This window comes from Caballeronia sp. INDeC2 (genome assembly GCF_023631325.1).
Classification (GTDB): domain Bacteria; phylum Pseudomonadota; class Gammaproteobacteria; order Burkholderiales; family Burkholderiaceae; genus Caballeronia.
Genome location: NZ_JALQDG010000021.1, coordinates 170,425 through 187,248 on the forward strand (window position 1 = coordinate 170,425; position 16,824 = coordinate 187,248).

Below are 16,824 nucleotides of genomic sequence, written 5' to 3' on the forward strand. Positions count from 1 at the left end.
GCCGCCCGTTCGTCTCGAAATTAAGAAACAAGAACGCGCAATGAAGCGCGTCCTGTCGAGCTCAGTCGTTCAGCAATTTCCACTTGCCGTCGACAATCTGCACCATCACGCGCGCGCGATTGTCGAAGCCGTTGTGATCGGTCGGCGTCATGTTCATGATGCCGTGCGACACCGGAAGGTCCCTCAGGTTTTCCAGTGCGGCGCGCAGCGCTTCGCGGAATTCCGGCGTGCCCGGCTGGCCCTTCTTGAGCGCCTCGGGAATTGCGCGCTGAAGCATCTGGCCCGCGTCCCACGCATGTCCGCCGAAGGTCGACAGCGTGCCCGCGCCATACGCCTTCTCATACGCGTCCTTGTAGGCGGCCGACGACTTCTTCACCGGATTGCTCTGCGGCAGTTGCTCGGTCACGAGCACCGGACCGGCGGGCAGGATCTCGCCCTCGCAGTCCTTGCCGCACACGCGCAGGAAGTCGTTGTTGGCGACGCCGTGCGTCTGATAGACCTTGCCCTTGTAGCCGCGCTCCTTCAGCGCTTTCGCAGGCAGCGCGGACGGCGTGCCCGCGCCCGCGATCAGCACCGCGTCCGGGTTCGCGCCCATCGTCTTCAAGACTTGGCCGGTCACGGACGTGTCCGTGCGGTTATAGCGCTCGTTCGTGACGATCTTCAAGTTGTGCCCCGCCGCCGCCGTGTTGAACACGTTGTACCAGCCGTCGCCGTAGGCATCCGCGAAGCCGATGAAGCCCACCGTCTTCACGCCGTGCTTCTCCATGTAGCTCGCGATCGCGTCGGCCATCAGCGCGTCGTTTTGCGGCGTCTTGAAGACCCACGCCTTCTTCGCATCCATCGGCGCGATGATGGCGGCGGACGCGGCCATCGAGATCATCGGCGTCTTGCCCGCGGAGGCTGCATCGATCATCGCGAGCGAGTTCGGCGTCACGGTCGAGCCGACGATCGCATCGACGTGATCTTCATCGATCAGCTTGCGCGTGTTCTGCACGGCGCGGCTCGTGTCGGAACCGTCGTCGAGCACGATCCATTCGACCGACTTCCCGCCGATTTCCTTCGGCAATAGCGCAACGGTATTTTTCTCGGGAATCCCGAGCGATGCGGCAGGTCCCGTCGCCGAGAGCGTGACGCCGATCTTCACCTGGGCGAACGCCGCGCCCGACGCTGCGAGCACGCTGCCCGCGATAGCGAGCGCGATGCCCGTCATGATCCATGCTTTCTTCGTCTTCATTGCTTGTCTCCAAACGCGACTTGCGGTTCACGCACCCCGGCGGTGCGCTGCTGCGAGTTGTTATCGATGCCGCTTCCCTGGCGCCAGCCAAAGAGCCGCCCCAATCTATTTACCGCGTTAATGCGTGCCAAGGCTGGTTTTCCCTGACCGTTGCGCCGCCGCGATCGAGGCTTTGAGCCCTCTCCTTCGCGTCGGGTTCTTGCTGCGCAGCGCAGAAAAAAAAGGCGCGTTGTCTTGCTAACGCGCCTTTTTTTCTTCGAATCAGTTCACGTGCGAATCCGTCAGTTGCCCGAGAGCTTCCACTTGCCGCCGACGATCTCCACCATCACGCGCGCGCGCTGGTCCAGTCCGGAGTGATCGTTGGGGCTCATGTTGAAGATGCCGTGCGACGCAGCCAGATTCTTCGTCTCTTCGATGGCCGCGCGCAACGCTTCGCGAAACGCCGGCGTGCCCGGCTGGCCCTTCTTCAGCGCGACGGGAATCGCGCGCTGCAGAATGAGGCCCGCGTCCCATGCATGACCGCCGAACGTCGACACGGAACCCGCGCCGTATGCGCCTTCATAGGCCTTCTTGTACGTGAGCGCGGCCTGCTTCACGGGATTGCTGTCGGGCAACTGCTCCGCGACGAGCAACGGTCCCGCGGGCAGGAACGTCCCTTCGCAATCCTTGCCGCACACGCGCAGGAAGTCGTTATTGGCGACGCCGTGCGTCTGATAGAGCTTGCCCTTGTAGCCGCGCTCCTTGAGCGTCTTCTGCGGCAGCGCGGCCGGCGTGCCCGCGCCCGCGATCAGCACCGCATCCGCGTTCTGCGACATCATCTTGAGCACCTGACCCGTCACCGACGCATCGTTGCGCGCAAAGCGCTCGTTCGCAACGATCTTCACCTTCGCCAGATCGGCGGCCTTCGAGAATTCCTTGAACCAGCTCTCGCCGTAAGCGTCGGAAAAGCCGATGAACGCGACGGTCTTTACGCCGTGATTCGACATGTGCTGCGCGATCGCGGTGGCCATCAGAATGTCGTTCTGCGGCGTCTTGAAGACCCACGCGCGCTTGCTGTCCATCGGTTCGACGATGCTCGCGGCCGCGGCCATCGAAATCATCGGCGTGTGCGTTTCAGCGGCGATGTCGATCATCGCGAGCGAATTGGGAACGACGGTCGAACCGACGAGTGCGTCGACGTGATCTTCGCTCGTCAGCTTGCGTGCGTTCTTAACGGCCTGGGTGGAATCGGTGGCGTCGTCGAGAACGATGTATTCCACCTTTTGCCCGGCGACTTCCTTGGGCAGCAATGCGACTGTGTTTTTCTCGGGAATGCCGAGCGAGGCCGCCGGACCCGTCGCCGAGACCGTCACGCCGATTTTCACGTCAGCCAAAACCTGATTGCTGAATACCGCCGAGAAACTAATGAAAACTGCTGCGACCGCCTTGCCGCGTAAAGCCAACTTCATTGATTTGCGCCCCGTAAATCGTGTTTATGCGTGAAGTACTTGCCTGCGAATATGCCGCCGAGTCGCGCCTGCTTTGAATCGCCGACCACCGGGTCGGGAAATGCAGTTTAGCGGACGAAACCGCCGTCCAGCAAGCGTTTTGAAGGGTTTTGAGTGCCCGGGAAAACCCGCCTGACTACCCTCGTGGGGATTTTATTCGTATTATCGACGGCAATAAAAAAAGCGCTGTTGGACTCATCCAACAGCGCTTTTCGGTCGGGCACTTTGTGCCTCATGTCTCCTCGTTCTCCACCTCAAAAATCTGGGTGCAACAGAACTAGAACGCATGTTAAAGAACGCAACACTGCACGACAACCTAGCATTTACCCTAGTGGTGCATAAAAGCACCTCAACGGGGCGTATTTCTTGCAATACAGCGTGCTTCTTTGAATTGTCGGTTATTTCGCATTTCGAACTAAATCGGCTTACCCTTGCAGCGGCCGAACCCGTGCGATGATCTCCCCGACGATCCCGCGACGAAACGCCAGCACGCACGCGATGAAGATGACGCCTGTCACGATCGTCACCGATTCGCCGAGCGAGTTGAACCACGCGACGCCCGTCACCCGTGCAATGCCGCTGCCGATATCGCCGAGCCGGTCTTCCAGCGCGACGATGATCGCCGCGCCGAGCAACGGCCCGAACATGGTGCTCATGCCGCCGACGAGCGTCATCAGCACGACGAGGCCGGACATCGTCCAGTAGGCGTCGCCGAGCGTTTCGAAGCCGAGCACGAGCGTCTTCATCGCGCCCGCGAAGCCCGCGAGTCCCGCCGACAGCACGAACGCGAGCAGCTTGTAGCGCGACGTGTCGTAGCCGAGCGAAATCGCGCGCGGCTCGTTCTCCTTGATCGCGATCAGCACTTGCCCGAACGGCGAATGCACGATGCGCACGATCAGCGCGAACGCGAGCAGCATCACGACGAGCACGACGTAGTAGAGCGTGATGTCGTTACCCAGATCGACGACGTTGAAGAGCCTGCCGCGCGGCACGCCTTGCAGACCGTCTTCGCCGTGCGTGAAGGGCGCCTGCAGGAACACGAAGTACACCATCTGCGCGAGCGCGAGCGTGACCATCGCGAAGTAGATGCCCTGGCGCCGGATCGCGAGCAGACCGGCGACGAGCCCGAGCAGCGTCGCCGCCGCCGTGCCCGCGATCACGCCGAGCTCCGGCGTGACGTTCAGCGTCTGGATCGAATACCCGGCGACATAGCCGGCGGTCGCGAGAAACATCGCGTGACCGAAGGACAGCAGCCCGGTATAGCCGATCAGCAGGTTGAACGCCGCCGCGAACAGAGCGAAGCACAGCACCTTCATCATGAAGAGCGGATACACGCCGACGAACGGCGCCACGATCAGGCCGACGAGCAACAGGCCATAGAGCGCTTTTCTCTGCATCATTTTTCCTTGCCGAAGAGTCCTGCCGGGCGAATCATCAACACGATCGCCATGATGACGAAGACGACCGTCGCGGACGCTTCCGGATAGAACACGCGCGTGAAGCCCTCGATCACGCCGAGCAGCAGGCCCGTCAGGATCGAGCCCATGACCGAGCCCATTCCGCCGATCACGACGACCGCGAACACGGTGATGATCATCGACTGGCCCATCAGCGGCGACACCTGGATCACGGGCGCCGCCAGCACGCCCGCGAACGCCGCGAGCGCGACGCCGAAGCCGTAGGTGAGCGTGATCATCATCGGCACATTGACGCCGAATGCCTCGACGAGCTTCGGATTCTCCGTGCCCGCGCGCAGATACGCGCCGATGCGCGTCTTCTCGATCACGAACCACGTTGCGAAGCACACGGCGAGCGACGCGACCACCACCCACGCGCGATAGTTCGGCAGGAACATGAAGCCGAGATTGGTCGCGCCCTGAAGCAGCGAAGGCACGTCGTACGGCTGCCCGGAAGAACCGTAGATGGAGCGAAACACGCCTTCGATCACGAGGGTAAGGCCGAACGTGAGCAGAAGCCCGTAGAGATGATCGAGCTTGTAGAGCCAGCGCAGCATCGAGCGCTCGACGACCACGCCGAACAGGCCGACCACGATGGGCGCGAGCAGCAGCATCGCCCAATAGGGGATGTTGAAATAGGAATAGCCCATCCACGCGAGCATCGCGCCCAGCATGAAGAGCGCGCCGTGCGCGAAGTTGATGACGTTGAGCAAGCCGAAGATCACCGCGAGCCCGAGGCTAAGGATCGCGTAGAACGAGCCGTTCACCAGCCCGAGCAGTAGCTGGCTCATCATTGCGGCGAGCGGGATGCCGAATATTTCCATTGAACCTGCCGTCAGAAACGTGTTGACGCGGCCGCGACGGCGAAGCGACCCTTCCGGCCGCCCGCCGCGCGACGCTTGCGCACTACCGAACGCTTACTTCCAGAGCTTGCAGCGCGATTCCGCCTTGGTGCCGAACGCCTGATCGCCCGGAATCGTCGCGGTGATCTTGTAGTAGTCCCACGGCTCTTTCGATTCCGACGGCTTCTTCACTTCCATCAGGTACATGTCGTGGATCATCGAACCGTCTTCGCGGATGTAGCCCTTCGCGTAGAAGTCGTCGATCTTCGCCTTCTTGAGCTGCGCCATCACCTTGTCGCTGTCGGTCGTGCCCGCCGCCTTCACCGCGTTCAGGTAAGTCGTGACGGCCGAGTAATCCGCCGCTTGCAGGCTGCCCGGCATCTTCTTCATCTTGTCGAAGTAGCGCTTCGCCCAGGCGCGCGTCTTGTCGTCCTTGTTCCAGTACCAGCTATCCGTCGCGACGAGACCTTGCGTGGTTTCGAGGCCGAGGCTGTGAATATCGGAGATGAAGATCAGCAGCGCGGCGATCTTCATCGACTTGGTGATGCCGAATTCCTTCGCGGCCTTGATCGAGTTGATGGTGTCGCCGCCCGCGTTAGCGAGGCCGAGCACCTGCGCCTTCGAGCCCTGCGCCTGCAACAGGAACGACGAGAAGTCCGACGCCGACAGCGGATGACGCACTTCGCCGAGCACCTGGCCGCCGTTCGCCTTCACGACGTCGGCCGTGTTCTTTTCCAGCGCCTTGCCGAATGCATAGTCGGCCGTCAGGAAGTACCACGACTTGCCGCCCTGCTTGGTCACCGCGGAACCGGTGCCCTTCGCGAGCGCCATGGTGTCGTAGGCGTAGTGGACCGTGTAGGGCGAGCATTGCTCGTTGGTCAGGTTGTCCGCGCCCGCGCCGATGTTGATGTACGGTGTCTTCTTCTCCGCCGCTACCTGCGCGCTCGAGAGCGCCGTCGCCGAATTCGTTCCGCCGATGATCACGTTCACGCCGTCGCGGTCGATCCATTCGCGCGCACGCGACGCCGCGATATCCGCCTTGTTCTGGTGATCCGCATACACGAGCTCGATCGGCTTGCCGTTCACCTTGCCGCCGAAATCCGCGATCGCCATGCGAATGGCTTCGAGGCCGCCTTGTCCGTCGATATCCGCGTAGAGGCCCGACATGTCGGTGACGAAGCCGATCTTCACCGTGTTGCTGTCGGCGGCATTGGCGCTCGTGCTCATCACCGCCACACTCGCCGCCGCAGCCGCAAAGCACAGAGTAGAGAGGCGCGCGAGGGTCTTCTTTTTCATTCCAGTCTCCATGAGTTTTGATTTGATGCGGTATTACTGGTCTTGCCCTTCCGATGTGCCGCGCCCGGGGATCGATTACACCCCGAGCAATTCGTGCAGCACCGGCATCTTCGCTTCGAGTTCCCCCGCGCCGAAATGCTCGACGATATTCCCGTGCTCCATCACGTAAAAGCGATCCGCGAGCGGCGCCGCGAAACGAAAATTCTGTTCGACCATGACGATCGTGTAGCCGCGCGACTTCAGCATGAGGATCATGCGCGCGAGTGTCTGCACGATGACCGGCGCGAGCCCTTCCGAGATTTCATCGAGCAGAAGCAGATTCGCGCCCGTGCGCAGAATGCGCGCGACGGCCAGCATTTGCTGCTCGCCGCCCGAAAGACGCGTGCCCTGGCTCGCGCGGCGTTCCTTCAGGTTCGGGAACATCGAATAAATCTCGTCGAGCGGCATCGCCTCTCTCGGGTTGCCGATCATCGGCGGCAAGAGAAGGTTTTCCTCGCAGGACAAGCTCGAAAAAATGCCGCGCTCCTCCGGACAATAGCCGACCCCGTAATGCGCGATCTTGTGTGTGGCGAGACCGATGGTTTCATGTCCGCTCACGCGGATCGAACCCGTCCTTCGCCCGGTCAAACCCATGATGGCGCGCAACGTGGTCGTGCGGCCCGCGCCGTTGCGGCCGAGCAGCGTGACCACTTCGCCGCGATTCACTTTGAGGTCCACGCCGTGCAGGATGTGCGATTCCCCGTACCACGCCTGCAGACCCGAGATTTCCAGCGCGGGCACATTGCCCGCCGCGCCGTTCGCCTCGCGCGAGCGGCGCTCCTCCACGATCGTACTCATGCATGCGCTCCGGTGAGCGCCGCATCGGCGCTGCCCATGTAGGCTTCCATCACGAGCGGATTTTTCGACACTTCCGCGTAGCTGCCTTCGGCGAGCACCTCGCCGCGCTGAAGCACGGTGATGGTGTCGGAGATGCCCGCGATCACGTTCATGTTGTGTTCGACCATCAGGATGGTGCGGCCCGCCGACACCTTCTTGATCAGCGCCGTCACGCGATCGACGTCCTCATGACCCATGCCTTGCGTCGGCTCGTCGAGCAGCATCAGTTCGGGCTCCATCGACAACGTGGTCGCGATCTCAAGCGCGCGCTTGCGGCCGTACGAAAGCTCGACGGTCTTCGTATCGGCGAAATCGGTGAGGCCGACTTGCGTGAGCAGATCCATCGCGCGATCGTTGAGCGCATCGAGGGAACGCTCGCTGCGCCAGAAATGGAACGACGTGCCCAGTTGCCGCTGCAAGCCGATGCGCACGTTCTGCAGCACCGTCAAGTGCGGAAACACGGCGGAAATCTGGAACGAGCGAATGATCCCGCGCCGCGCGATGTGCGCCGGACGTTCGCGCGTGATGTCCGTGCCGTTGAAAACGATCTGGCCCGCGGTGGGTTCGAGAAACTTGGTAAGGAGATTGAAGCAGGTCGTCTTGCCTGCGCCGTTCGGTCCGATCAGCGCATGGATCGAACCGCGGCGAACGCGCAGGTTCACGCCATTCACGGCCGTGAAGCCTTTGAATTCCTTCGTGAGCCCTCGCGTTTCAAGAATGGTGTCGCCGAGAATCATGTCCCCTTCCATGCGAAGTGAAGCGCTGGGCAAATCCGTATTCGCCTGCGCCTTATTTTTTCTTTCCGCGCGCGCACCCGAACGTTGTCTCCATCCCGGTACTGCTTCGCTTCATGCATCGCTGTTGCGCCCGCACAAAGTGTGCACGAGGTATGCCGAGCATCACTAATTCCGGGGCCATTGTCGCGCCAATGATGCAGCGCAATCATTGGGATTTGCACTTACTAACGATTTGCTTGGAGTTTCGACGCATGCACGCAATAGGGGCACGGCGGCTGCTTATGCGCCGTGCGTATAAGCATTCAATGGCGCGGCGTCATGCACGCGCCATTCACGCGTCACCGATCCGTCATGCAAGCGCCGTCGCGATCACTTCTTCCGCTTCGATGCCGCGTCTGTCCTCGCGGATCATCTCGCTCGCGCGCTCGGCGATCATCAAGGTCGGTGAATTCGTGTTGCCCGACGTGATCGTCGGCATAATCGACGCATCGACGACGCGCAGGCCGCGCACGCCGATCACGCGCAGACGGCTGTCGACGACTGCGCCCGGATCGTTGTCCGTGCCCATGCGGCAGGTGCCGACCGGATGGAAGATCGTCGTGCCGACCTTGCCCGCCGCTTCGACGAGTTCTTCCTGCGTCTGGAACTGGATGCCCGGCAGAATTTCCTCGGGCGCGTATCGAGCCAGCGCGGGCGCGCTGACGATGCGTCGCGTGAGGCGCAGCGAATTCGCGGCGACTTCGCGATCTCGCTCGGTCGACAGATAATTCGGCGCGATCAACGGCGCCGCGTGCGCATCCGGCGATTCGATATGCACGCTGCCGCGCGATGTCGGCCGCAAGTTGCACACCGACGCGGTGAACGCATTGAACGCATGCAGCGGCTCGCCGAAGCGTTCGAGCGACAAGGGCTGAACGTGATATTCGACATCGGCGCGCTTGATCGATGCATCGTCGGGATTGGACTTGGCGAACGCGCCGAGTTGCGATGGCGCCATGGACATCGGTCCGCTTCGCATCAGCGCGTATTGCATGCCGATGAAAAGCTTGCCCCACCAATGCGCCGACAACGTGTTGAGCGTGCGCACGCCGTTGACCTTGTACGCCATGCGCAATTGCAAGTGGTCCTGCAGATTTTCGCCGACGCCGCGCAAGCTCTTCACGACATCGATACCGAGACGTCGCAGACGTGCGCCATTGCCAATGCCGGAGAGTTCGAGAATCTGCGGTGAATTCACCGCGCCCGCGCTGAGAATCACTTCGAAGCGCGCACGCGCGATGTAATCGACATCGCCGCCGCGATATTCCACGCCGACGCAGCGCGCGCCTTCGAACACGAGGCGTTGCGTATGCGCGCCGGTGATCGTCGTGAGATTGGGGCGCCTCATCGCTTCGCGCAGGAATGCTTTCGCAGCGTTCCAGCGAATGCCGCCGCGCTGGTTCACTTCGAAATAGCCTACGCCCGTGTTGTCGCCGCGATTGAAGTCGTCCGTCGCCGGAATGCCGCTTTGCTGCGCGGCTTGCGCGAAGGTCTCGAGAATTTTCCACTTCAGGCGCTGCTTTTCGACGCGCCACTCGCCGCCCGCGCCATGCCATGAATTGCCGCCGCCGTGATGATCCTCGCTGCGCATGAAAACGGGCAGCACCGAATCCCACGACCAGTTCGGATCGCCGCTGATGTGCGCCCAGTCGTCGTAATCCTCGCGCTGGCCGCGCATGTAGATCATGCCGTTGATCGACGAGCATCCGCCGAGCACGCGCCCGCGCGGATAAGCGAGCGCGCGGCCGTCGAGACCTGGTTCCGCCTGCGTCTTGTAGAGCCAGTCCGTGCGCGGATTGCCGATGCAGTAAAGATAGCCGACTGGAATGTGAATCCAGTGATAGTCGTCCTTGCCGCCCGCTTCGAGCAGCAGCACGCTCACGTTCGGATCTTCGGTGAGGCGATTCGCGAGCACGCATCCGGCCGTGCCCGCCCCTACGATGATGTAGTCGAATTCGCCTTCCAGCTTGCGTGCGTTTTGCTTCATGACGTGTCTCCAGTCGATGCCGTCTTGCGCGGCTTCGATGATTCGATTGAGTTCGCGAAAGGCGTCGTGACGTCGCTTTCTTTCGCGATTAGACCGAGAGTACTTCCGCACGCGGCCGCGAATCCAATCAGATATGTTCAACCGCGATATAAGACGCGCTAATATCAGCCGATGGACTACGTTCTCCTGCGCGCTTTTCTCACCGTCGCACGCGAAGGCAATCTCACGCGCGCGGCGGCGCAATTGCATCTCACGCAGCCGGCCGTCAGCCTGCAAATCAAGAATCTGCAGGAAATGCTGGGCGTCGTGCTGTTCTCGCGAACGTCGCACGGCTTGCTGCTCACGCGCGACGGCGAAGCGCTCCTGCCGCACGCCGAACGCGCGCTCGCCGCCGCAGCCGATGTCCAACGCGCCGCTGCCGCGCTGCGTCACGAAGTGAGCGGCACGCTTCGCATCGGCACGATCCTCGATCCCGACTTCCTGCGGCTCGGCGGCTTTCTGCGGCAACTGGTGGAGACGCATCCGCGCATCGAAACGTCGTTGCGGCACGGCATGTCGGGCTGGGTTCTGGAGCGCGTGAGGGCGCGCGATCTGGACGTCGGCTATTACATCGGCGATCCGGCCATCGACGGCACGCGCGACGGTGAGCGCTTTCACGTCGTCAGACTCACGCCGTTTCTGTATCGCGTGCTTGCGCCGGCGGGCTGGCACAACCGCGTGAACAAGGGCAAGCGCAACTGGGCGGCGCTCGCCAAGCTGCCGTGGATCTGGACGCCGCCCGAGTCGGCGCACAACCGGCTTCTGTCGCGCATCTTCCGCGAGGCGGGCGCGATGCCGGTGATCGTCGCGGAAGTGGATCAGGAGCCGTCGATGCTCGATCTCGTGAAGTCAGGCGTTGGTCTTTCTCTCGTGCGGGATTCGATCGCGCTGGCGCAAGCGCATGCGCACGCGCTGACGATCGTCGAAGGCGTCACCGTGCCGACGCAGCTTTCGTTCGTTGCGCTCGCGGAGCGCCGCGAGGAACCGGCGATCGCGGCTGCGCTGCGGCTGATCGACGCGCAATGGGCTGTTTGACATGACATCTCGGTGGAAATACCGAGTCCGCGCGTAAGTGCATTCAAGCGACCTTCATCGATTGTTTGCTAGGCTGGGCCCTCGCTCATCCATCCAACCGTGTTCGAGGAGCCTTCATGGCACGCAACATCGAAATCAAGGCGCGCGCGCATCAGTTCGACCAGCTGCGCGAGCGGGCAGCCGCGCTCGCCACCGACGCGCCGCTGGTTTTCCGCCAGCAGGACTTCTTCTACGACGTGCCGACCGGACGCCTCAAGCTGCGCCAGTTCGACGACGGCACGCCGTCCGAGCTGATCTTCTATCAGCGCGACGACCGCGACGGCCCGAAAGTCTCGTATTACTCGCGCAGCCCGGTGACGAATCCGGAAGCGATGCACGCGCTGCTCGCGCAGGCGCTGACGACGCGCGGCATCGTCTCGAAGGAGCGGCACGTGTATCTCGTCGGTCGGACGCGCATTCATCTGGATCGCGTGGACGGCCTGGGCGATTTCATCGAGCTCGAAGTGGTGCTCGGTCAGGACGACGACGAAGCCGGCGGCGAACAGGAAGCGCACGCGATGTTCGCGCGCCTCGGAGTCGCGCAGACGGACCTCGTGCCGCTCGCCTACGTGGATCTGCTCAGCCCGGAATCGTCGTCGGCCAGATGAGAGAGCGGCAACGGGCCGTTGCGCTTGAACGTCGTGAGCACGATGTTCGAGCGCACGCTGTCGACGCCCGGCACGCGCATCAGCTTTTTCATCACGAAGCCTGACAGCGCGTTCAGATCGGGCGCTACGATGCGCAGCAGATAATCGGCATCACCCACGGTCGCGTGGCATTCGAGCACTTCGGGCAACATCTCGATCTGTTGCTGAAACTGCTCGATGATCGAATCGCCGTGATGTTTCAGCTTAAGGCTCGTGAACGCCGTCACGCCGAGACCGAGCTTCTCCGGCCGCAAGACGACGCGATACCCTTCGATCACGCCCGTCGATTCCAGCCGTTGCAGCCGCCGCCCGATCTGCGACGGCGACAGCGGCACTTGCTCGCCCAACTGCTGATGCGTGGCGCGGCCGAAGCGTTGAAGCACGTCGAGCAGGGCGAGGTCGAAATGGTCGAGTTCGAGCATGAGGCAGATGTGCGCGAGAGCGTTGGTGTATGCGACTTTATCGCATCGACGCCGCGCCGCTCACAAGCCCCTTGCGCGAAAAGGCCGTTTCGCGCGCAATTGACGAAATGCTTACGGAAGCAAACAAGGTAACGCACGTGTTACCAACCATGACACTCGAAAAGGCGAAAATCGCGCGGAAATCCGCGAAAACGGGATAAATGCAAGCATTCGAACAGGAAAAAGAAAGCTCGGCCGTCAGCTAGCTTTCAGTCTCGGATACCATTCCTGAAGCGCTCGTAAGCTTCCCACGCGGCGCGCGCGTCGTCGTCCAGTTGCTCGGGCGGCACGCCGGACTGACGCTGTACAATCAGCAGCGCATAGGGCCTGGACAGCGCGCTCGCTTCCTTGCAGAGGCTGAGTTCGTCGCCGCTAGACGGGGAGCGGCCGCGCCAGTAGTTGATCGCGGCTTCGAGTTCGTAGATCGGGATGACAGCCATGTCCGGGCAGAAATACATTCGGTGTACGGCCGCTCGCGGCTTCCGGGATACGGTCGCGACGCCGCATGAGATATGAGATTTAACCGGCTCGAGCCCGCGCCGCCCCGTCGTGCATGTGAGCATGTCACCGACCGCCCCGCCCGCTTGAACTCAACCCATTGTACTTGAGCGACTCCATGCGAATCCTTCTGATCGAAGACGACCGCCCCATCGCGCGCGGCATCCAAAGCAGCCTCGAACAATCCGGCTTCACGGTCGACATGGTGCATGACGGCATCTTCGCCGAGCAGGCGCTCGCGCAAAACCGCCATGAACTCGTCATCCTCGATCTCGGCTTGCCCGGCATCGACGGCATGACGCTGCTCTCGCGTTTTCGCCAGAGTAACCGCCACACGCCGGTGATCATCCTCACCGCGCGCGACGAGCTGCACGACCGCGTTCAAGGCCTGAACAGCGGCGCCGACGACTACATGCTGAAGCCTTTCGAGCCGCAGGAGCTCGAAGCGCGCATCCGCGCGGTGATGCGTCGCAGCGGCCCGCACGGCGACGTGCCGCGCCCCGAAGTGACGCTGGGCGGCTTGCGTCTGTCGGGCGTCGATCGCCGCATCTTCAACGACGAGCGTCCGCTCGAACTCTCGCCGCGCGAATTCGCTGTGCTCGAAATGCTGTTGCTGCGCCACGGCCGCGTCGTGAGCAAGGCGCAGTTGCAGGATCACCTCACGCACTTCGGCGGCGATCTCGGCGATACGGCCATCGAAGTCTATGTGCATCGCGTGCGCAAAAAACTCGAGAACACGCGCGTCGAGATCGTGACGGTTCGGGGCTTCGGCTATCTGCTTCAGGAGATCCGGCAAGCGGCGTGACGCCTCTGCCGTAGACCGCCTTGCGACTCCCCACACGCCGCGCGGGCGATCAGCGTTTCGCCCGCGAAGACTGGCTCGATCTGGCGCGATCGAAAGCCACCCGGACGCCGGCGCCCCCGAGTCTGCGGCGCACCCTGCTGCGCCGCCTCGCCGCGCCGCTGTCCCTGCTCGCGCTGATGAGCGGTCTCATGGCCTATTGGCTCGCCTGGCAGTACACGCAACACGTCGTTGACCGCTCGCTTGCGGATCTCGCGACCGCCATTTCCAAGCAGATTCAGCTCGCGGGCGTCGATGCGCCCGTCACCGTGCCGCCGCTCGCGCAGGCGATGTTCTCCGATCCCGTCGAGCAGCTCATCTACCGCATCAGCACGGGCGACGAGGAAATCGCCGGCGAACCCGATCTGCCGCTCACCGGCACCAACGTGCGGCGCATCCATTACGCCTATGTCTTCGAGACGCACTTCCAGGGCGTGTCCGTGCGCGCGGCGCAAGTGCGCGTGCCGCAGCCGACGGGCAACCCGATCGTCGTCGAAGTGGCGCAGCGCGTCGGCTCGCGCTATCGGATCGCCGTGGAGTTCCTGATCGCGATCATGATGCCGCTCGCGCTGCTGCTGCTCGCCGGCTGGGTGATCGTGTGGCGCGTCGTGAATCAGCAATTGAACCCGCTCACCGATCTCGCCGACGCGCTCAATCAGCAGACGCACATCTCGCTCGAGCCCGTCGACGAGACCTACGTTCCCGGCGAAATCCGTCCGCTCACGAGCGCGATGAACGGCCTGCTCGTGCGCCTGCAGACCGCGCTCGATGCGCAACGCAAGTTCATCGCCGATGCCGCGCATCAGCTTCGTACGCCGCTGACCGCGGTCAAGCTCCACGCGGAGCAGGCACTCAGTTCGCGCGATCCCAACAAGGCCGTCGAGGCGGTGAAGGAGTTGCGCGCATCGGCGGATCGCGCGGTGCGTCTGTCGAATCAACTGCTGTCTCTCGCGCGCGCCGAGCCGGGCGAACAGGCGGCGCGCTTCGCCGATTTCGATCTCGCCGCGCTCGCCTTCGAAACCGGCGCGGAGTGGGTGCCGCGCGCACTCGCGGCGCACGTCGATCTCGGCTTCCAGCGTCTCGACGATCCCGAGAACGAGCATCCGATGATCGTGCGCGGCAACGTCGTGCTTGCGCGCGAAGTGCTTGCGAATCTGATCGACAACGCGCTCAAGTACATTCCGCCGTTCCGCATCGAAGGCGCCCGCATGACCATGACGGTCACGGAATGGACCGACGCGAACGGCCGCCGCTTTGGCGAAGTCGTCGTGGAGGACAACGGTCCCGGCGTGCCGCCGGATCAGCAGCCGGATCTCTTCAAGCGCTTCTTCCGCGGCGACGGGCAAAGCGTGGAAGGCGGCGCGGGACTCGGGCTCGCGATCGTTCACGACATCATGGTGCTGCACGGCGGCACCGTGCATTACGAGGACGCGCCCGACGGCGGCGCGCGCTTCATCGTGCGCATGCCGCTCAAGGAAGCGAAGCCCGCCGAGCAATGAAAAAGAGCCACGTTCTCGCGTGGCTCTTACGAATCGAATCAGCGGGCGCGCGACCTACTTTTTCTTCTTCTCCTTCTTCACCGCGAGCATCGTGCCGCGGCATTTCCTTGCGCCGCATCGGCACTCGTATTCCTGCTTGAGCTTCTTCGTGATACGGCCGTCGATGACGAGCCCGTAGTCGTAGTTCAGCTCTTCATCCGGCTCGATGTCGCGCAACGCGTGAATGAACACGCGCCCTTCGACTTCCTCGGCCTCGCAATTCGGCGCGCACGAATGGTTGATGTACTTCGCGCTATTCCCTTCGATCTTGCCGTCGATCACGCGGCCGTCGTCGAGTGCGAAGTAGAACGTGTGGTTCGGCTCTTCGGGGTTGTGCGGATGGCGGCGCAGCGCTTCCTTCCACGAAATGCGCTCGCCCTTGTATTCCATCACCTGCTCGCCCGCGGCAATCCGCTTCACGGCAAACACGCCCTTGCCATGGACGCCGGAGCGGCGAACGGTGACCCTGCGTGAACTCATCGAACGAATCCTTAAATAACGCTTCGCTCCCGCGCGCTCGAGATGAACATCGGGATGAAAAAAAACGCGGTGGCCTCGAAGGCGCCGCGTTCGCTCGGTTGAACGCTCGCGCTCAACACACCGGTATCCTACACTCCCGGTGCGTGAATGCTCAACCGTCTGGACGATGTTCGGGGCTTCAGCGTTGCCCGATGGTGATCTCGCCGAAGAGATTCTTCTGTTCGCGCGGCTGCGAGCGCCAGTACTGCGGCGGCGCGGCGACGGTCGCGCCGAGTTCGGCGGCGGCGTGCCACGGCCAGCGGGGATCGTAGAGCATCGCGCGCGCGATCGCGACGTAGTCCGCCTTTCCGCTCGCGACGATCTCTTCCGCTTCCTTCGCCTCGGTGATCAGCCCGACGGCAACGGTGTTCACGCCCGTCGCTTCTTTTACGGCTTGCGCGAACGGCACCTGATAGCCCGATGACAACGGGATCTTCTGCAACGGCGAGACGCCGCCCGACGACACGTCGATCCAGTCGACGCCGCGCTTCTTCAACTCCGACGCGAACGCGATCGTATCTTCGATGCTCCATCCGCCTTCGACCCAATCGGTTGCGGAAACGCGCACGCCGACCGGCTTGTCGGCGGGGAACGCGGCGCGCACGGCATCGAAGATTTCGAGCGGATAGCGCATGCGATTTTCGAGCGAGCCGCCGTATTCATCGGTGCGCTGATTGGCGATCGGCGACAGGAACTGATGCAGCAGATAGCCGTGCGCGCAGTGCACTTCGATTCCGTCGATACCGAGTCGTGCCGCGCGTTTCGCCGATGCGACGAACGCTTCCTTCACGCGGATGAGGCCGGCGGCGTCGAGCGCGAGCGGCGGCGTTTCTTCCGGCTTATGCGGAATGGCCGATGGCGCGAAGGTCATCCAGCCGCCATCGGCGACGGAAATCAGTTGCCCGCCTTCCCACGGCTTGCGGCTCGACGCCTTGCGGCCCGCGTGCGACAACTGCATCGTCACCGCGATCTTCGAATATTCGCGGATCGCGGCGAGCACCGGACGCAGCGCGGCTTCGGTGGCGTCGTCCCAAAGACCGAGATCGCCCGGCGTGATGCGGCCGTCCGGTTCGACGGCGGTCGCCTCGATGAACAGCATGCCCGCGCCCGACAACGCGAGCTGGCCAAGATGGATCATGTGCCACGCCGTCGCCTCGCCGCGCTCGGCGGAGTACTGGCACATCGGCGACACGAAAATGCGGTTCGGGAGATGGAGGCTGCGTAGGGTCGTGGGAGTGAACAGCGCGCTCAT

The 16,824-nt window shown here is 62.9% G+C and carries 16 protein-coding genes; 4 read left to right on the top strand and 12 right to left on the bottom strand.

What is annotated here, in order from left to right:
• Positions 1–61: 61 nt before the first annotated feature.
• From NCS28_RS13585 to NCS28_RS13620, 8 genes are all read right to left on the bottom strand, one after another.
• The gene (locus NCS28_RS13585) at positions 62–1,234 is read right to left on the bottom strand and encodes an ABC transporter substrate-binding protein (RefSeq protein ID WP_250514295.1); all 1,173 of its coding nucleotides are present in this window, start codon (positions 1,232–1,234) and stop codon (positions 62–64) included.
• Positions 1,235–1,515: 281 nt separating this feature from the next.
• Positions 1,516–2,682 carry an ABC transporter substrate-binding protein gene (locus tag NCS28_RS13590; RefSeq protein ID WP_250514296.1) on the bottom strand — a complete coding sequence of 389 codons (1,167 nt, stop codon included), beginning with the start codon at positions 2,680–2,682 and terminating at the stop codon, positions 1,516–1,518.
• A gap of 464 nt (positions 2,683–3,146) precedes the next feature.
• On the bottom strand, positions 3,147–4,118 hold the full coding sequence (locus tag NCS28_RS13595) for a branched-chain amino acid ABC transporter permease (protein WP_250514423.1): 972 nt from the start codon (positions 4,116–4,118) through the stop codon (positions 3,147–3,149).
• On the bottom strand, positions 4,118–5,002 hold the full coding sequence (locus NCS28_RS13600; protein ID WP_250514297.1) for a branched-chain amino acid ABC transporter permease: 885 nt from the start codon (positions 5,000–5,002) through the stop codon (positions 4,118–4,120). The genes NCS28_RS13595 and NCS28_RS13600 overlap by 1 nt, the downstream gene beginning before the upstream one ends.
• 93 nt (positions 5,003–5,095) lie before the next feature.
• Entirely contained in the window at positions 5,096–6,316 is a 1,221-nt protein-coding gene (locus tag NCS28_RS13605; RefSeq protein ID WP_250514298.1) for an ABC transporter substrate-binding protein, read from the bottom strand.
• Between the two features lie 75 nt (positions 6,317–6,391).
• A complete protein-coding gene (locus NCS28_RS13610; RefSeq protein WP_250514299.1) occupies positions 6,392–7,153 on the bottom strand; it encodes an ABC transporter ATP-binding protein in 762 nt (253 codons plus the stop codon).
• Positions 7,150–7,929: an ABC transporter ATP-binding protein gene (locus tag NCS28_RS13615; RefSeq protein ID WP_008352429.1), complete on the bottom strand. Its 780-nt coding sequence runs from the start codon at positions 7,927–7,929 to the stop codon at positions 7,150–7,152. Before NCS28_RS13615 ends, NCS28_RS13610 begins: the two co-directional genes overlap by 4 nt.
• Positions 7,930–8,278: 349 nt before the next feature.
• Entirely contained in the window at positions 8,279–9,955 is a 1,677-nt protein-coding gene (locus NCS28_RS13620; protein WP_250514300.1) for a GMC family oxidoreductase, read from the bottom strand.
• A 171-nt stretch (positions 9,956–10,126) separates the two neighbouring features.
• Between NCS28_RS13620 and NCS28_RS13625 the strand changes: the two genes are divergently transcribed.
• Entirely contained in the window at positions 10,127–11,029 is a 903-nt protein-coding gene (locus NCS28_RS13625) for a LysR family transcriptional regulator (RefSeq protein WP_250514301.1), read from the top strand.
• Between the two features lie 116 nt (positions 11,030–11,145).
• A complete protein-coding gene (locus NCS28_RS13630) occupies positions 11,146–11,676 on the top strand; it encodes a class IV adenylate cyclase (RefSeq protein ID WP_250514302.1) in 531 nt (176 codons plus the stop codon).
• Here NCS28_RS13630 and NCS28_RS13635 read toward each other — a convergent pair.
• Positions 11,634–12,137, bottom strand: a complete 504-nt coding sequence (locus NCS28_RS13635; RefSeq protein WP_250514303.1) for an Lrp/AsnC family transcriptional regulator — start codon at positions 12,135–12,137, stop codon at positions 11,634–11,636. The genes NCS28_RS13630 and NCS28_RS13635 overlap by 43 nt on opposite strands.
• A 248-nt stretch (positions 12,138–12,385) precedes the next feature.
• Entirely contained in the window at positions 12,386–12,616 is a 231-nt protein-coding gene (locus NCS28_RS13640) for a DUF3717 domain-containing protein (protein WP_250514304.1), read from the bottom strand.
• A gap of 176 nt (positions 12,617–12,792) precedes the next feature.
• On the opposite strand from NCS28_RS13640, the gene NCS28_RS13645 reads away from it, so the two are divergent.
• The gene (locus NCS28_RS13645; RefSeq protein WP_035499390.1) at positions 12,793–13,479 is read left to right on the top strand and encodes a response regulator transcription factor; all 687 of its coding nucleotides are present in this window, start codon (positions 12,793–12,795) and stop codon (positions 13,477–13,479) included.
• Between the two features lie 80 nt (positions 13,480–13,559).
• A complete protein-coding gene (locus NCS28_RS13650) occupies positions 13,560–15,014 on the top strand; it encodes a sensor histidine kinase (protein WP_250514424.1) in 1,455 nt (484 codons plus the stop codon).
• Positions 15,015–15,068: 54 nt separating this feature from the next.
• Here NCS28_RS13650 and NCS28_RS13655 read toward each other — a convergent pair whose 3' ends face one another.
• Both NCS28_RS13655 and NCS28_RS13660 read right to left on the bottom strand, forming a co-directional pair.
• Positions 15,069–15,533: an SET domain-containing protein gene (locus NCS28_RS13655; protein WP_061116610.1), complete on the bottom strand. Its 465-nt coding sequence runs from the start codon at positions 15,531–15,533 to the stop codon at positions 15,069–15,071.
• A 178-nt stretch (positions 15,534–15,711) separates the two neighbouring features.
• Positions 15,712–16,824 carry an NADH:flavin oxidoreductase/NADH oxidase gene (locus NCS28_RS13660; RefSeq protein ID WP_250514305.1) on the bottom strand — a complete coding sequence of 371 codons (1,113 nt, stop codon included), beginning with the start codon at positions 16,822–16,824 and terminating at the stop codon, positions 15,712–15,714.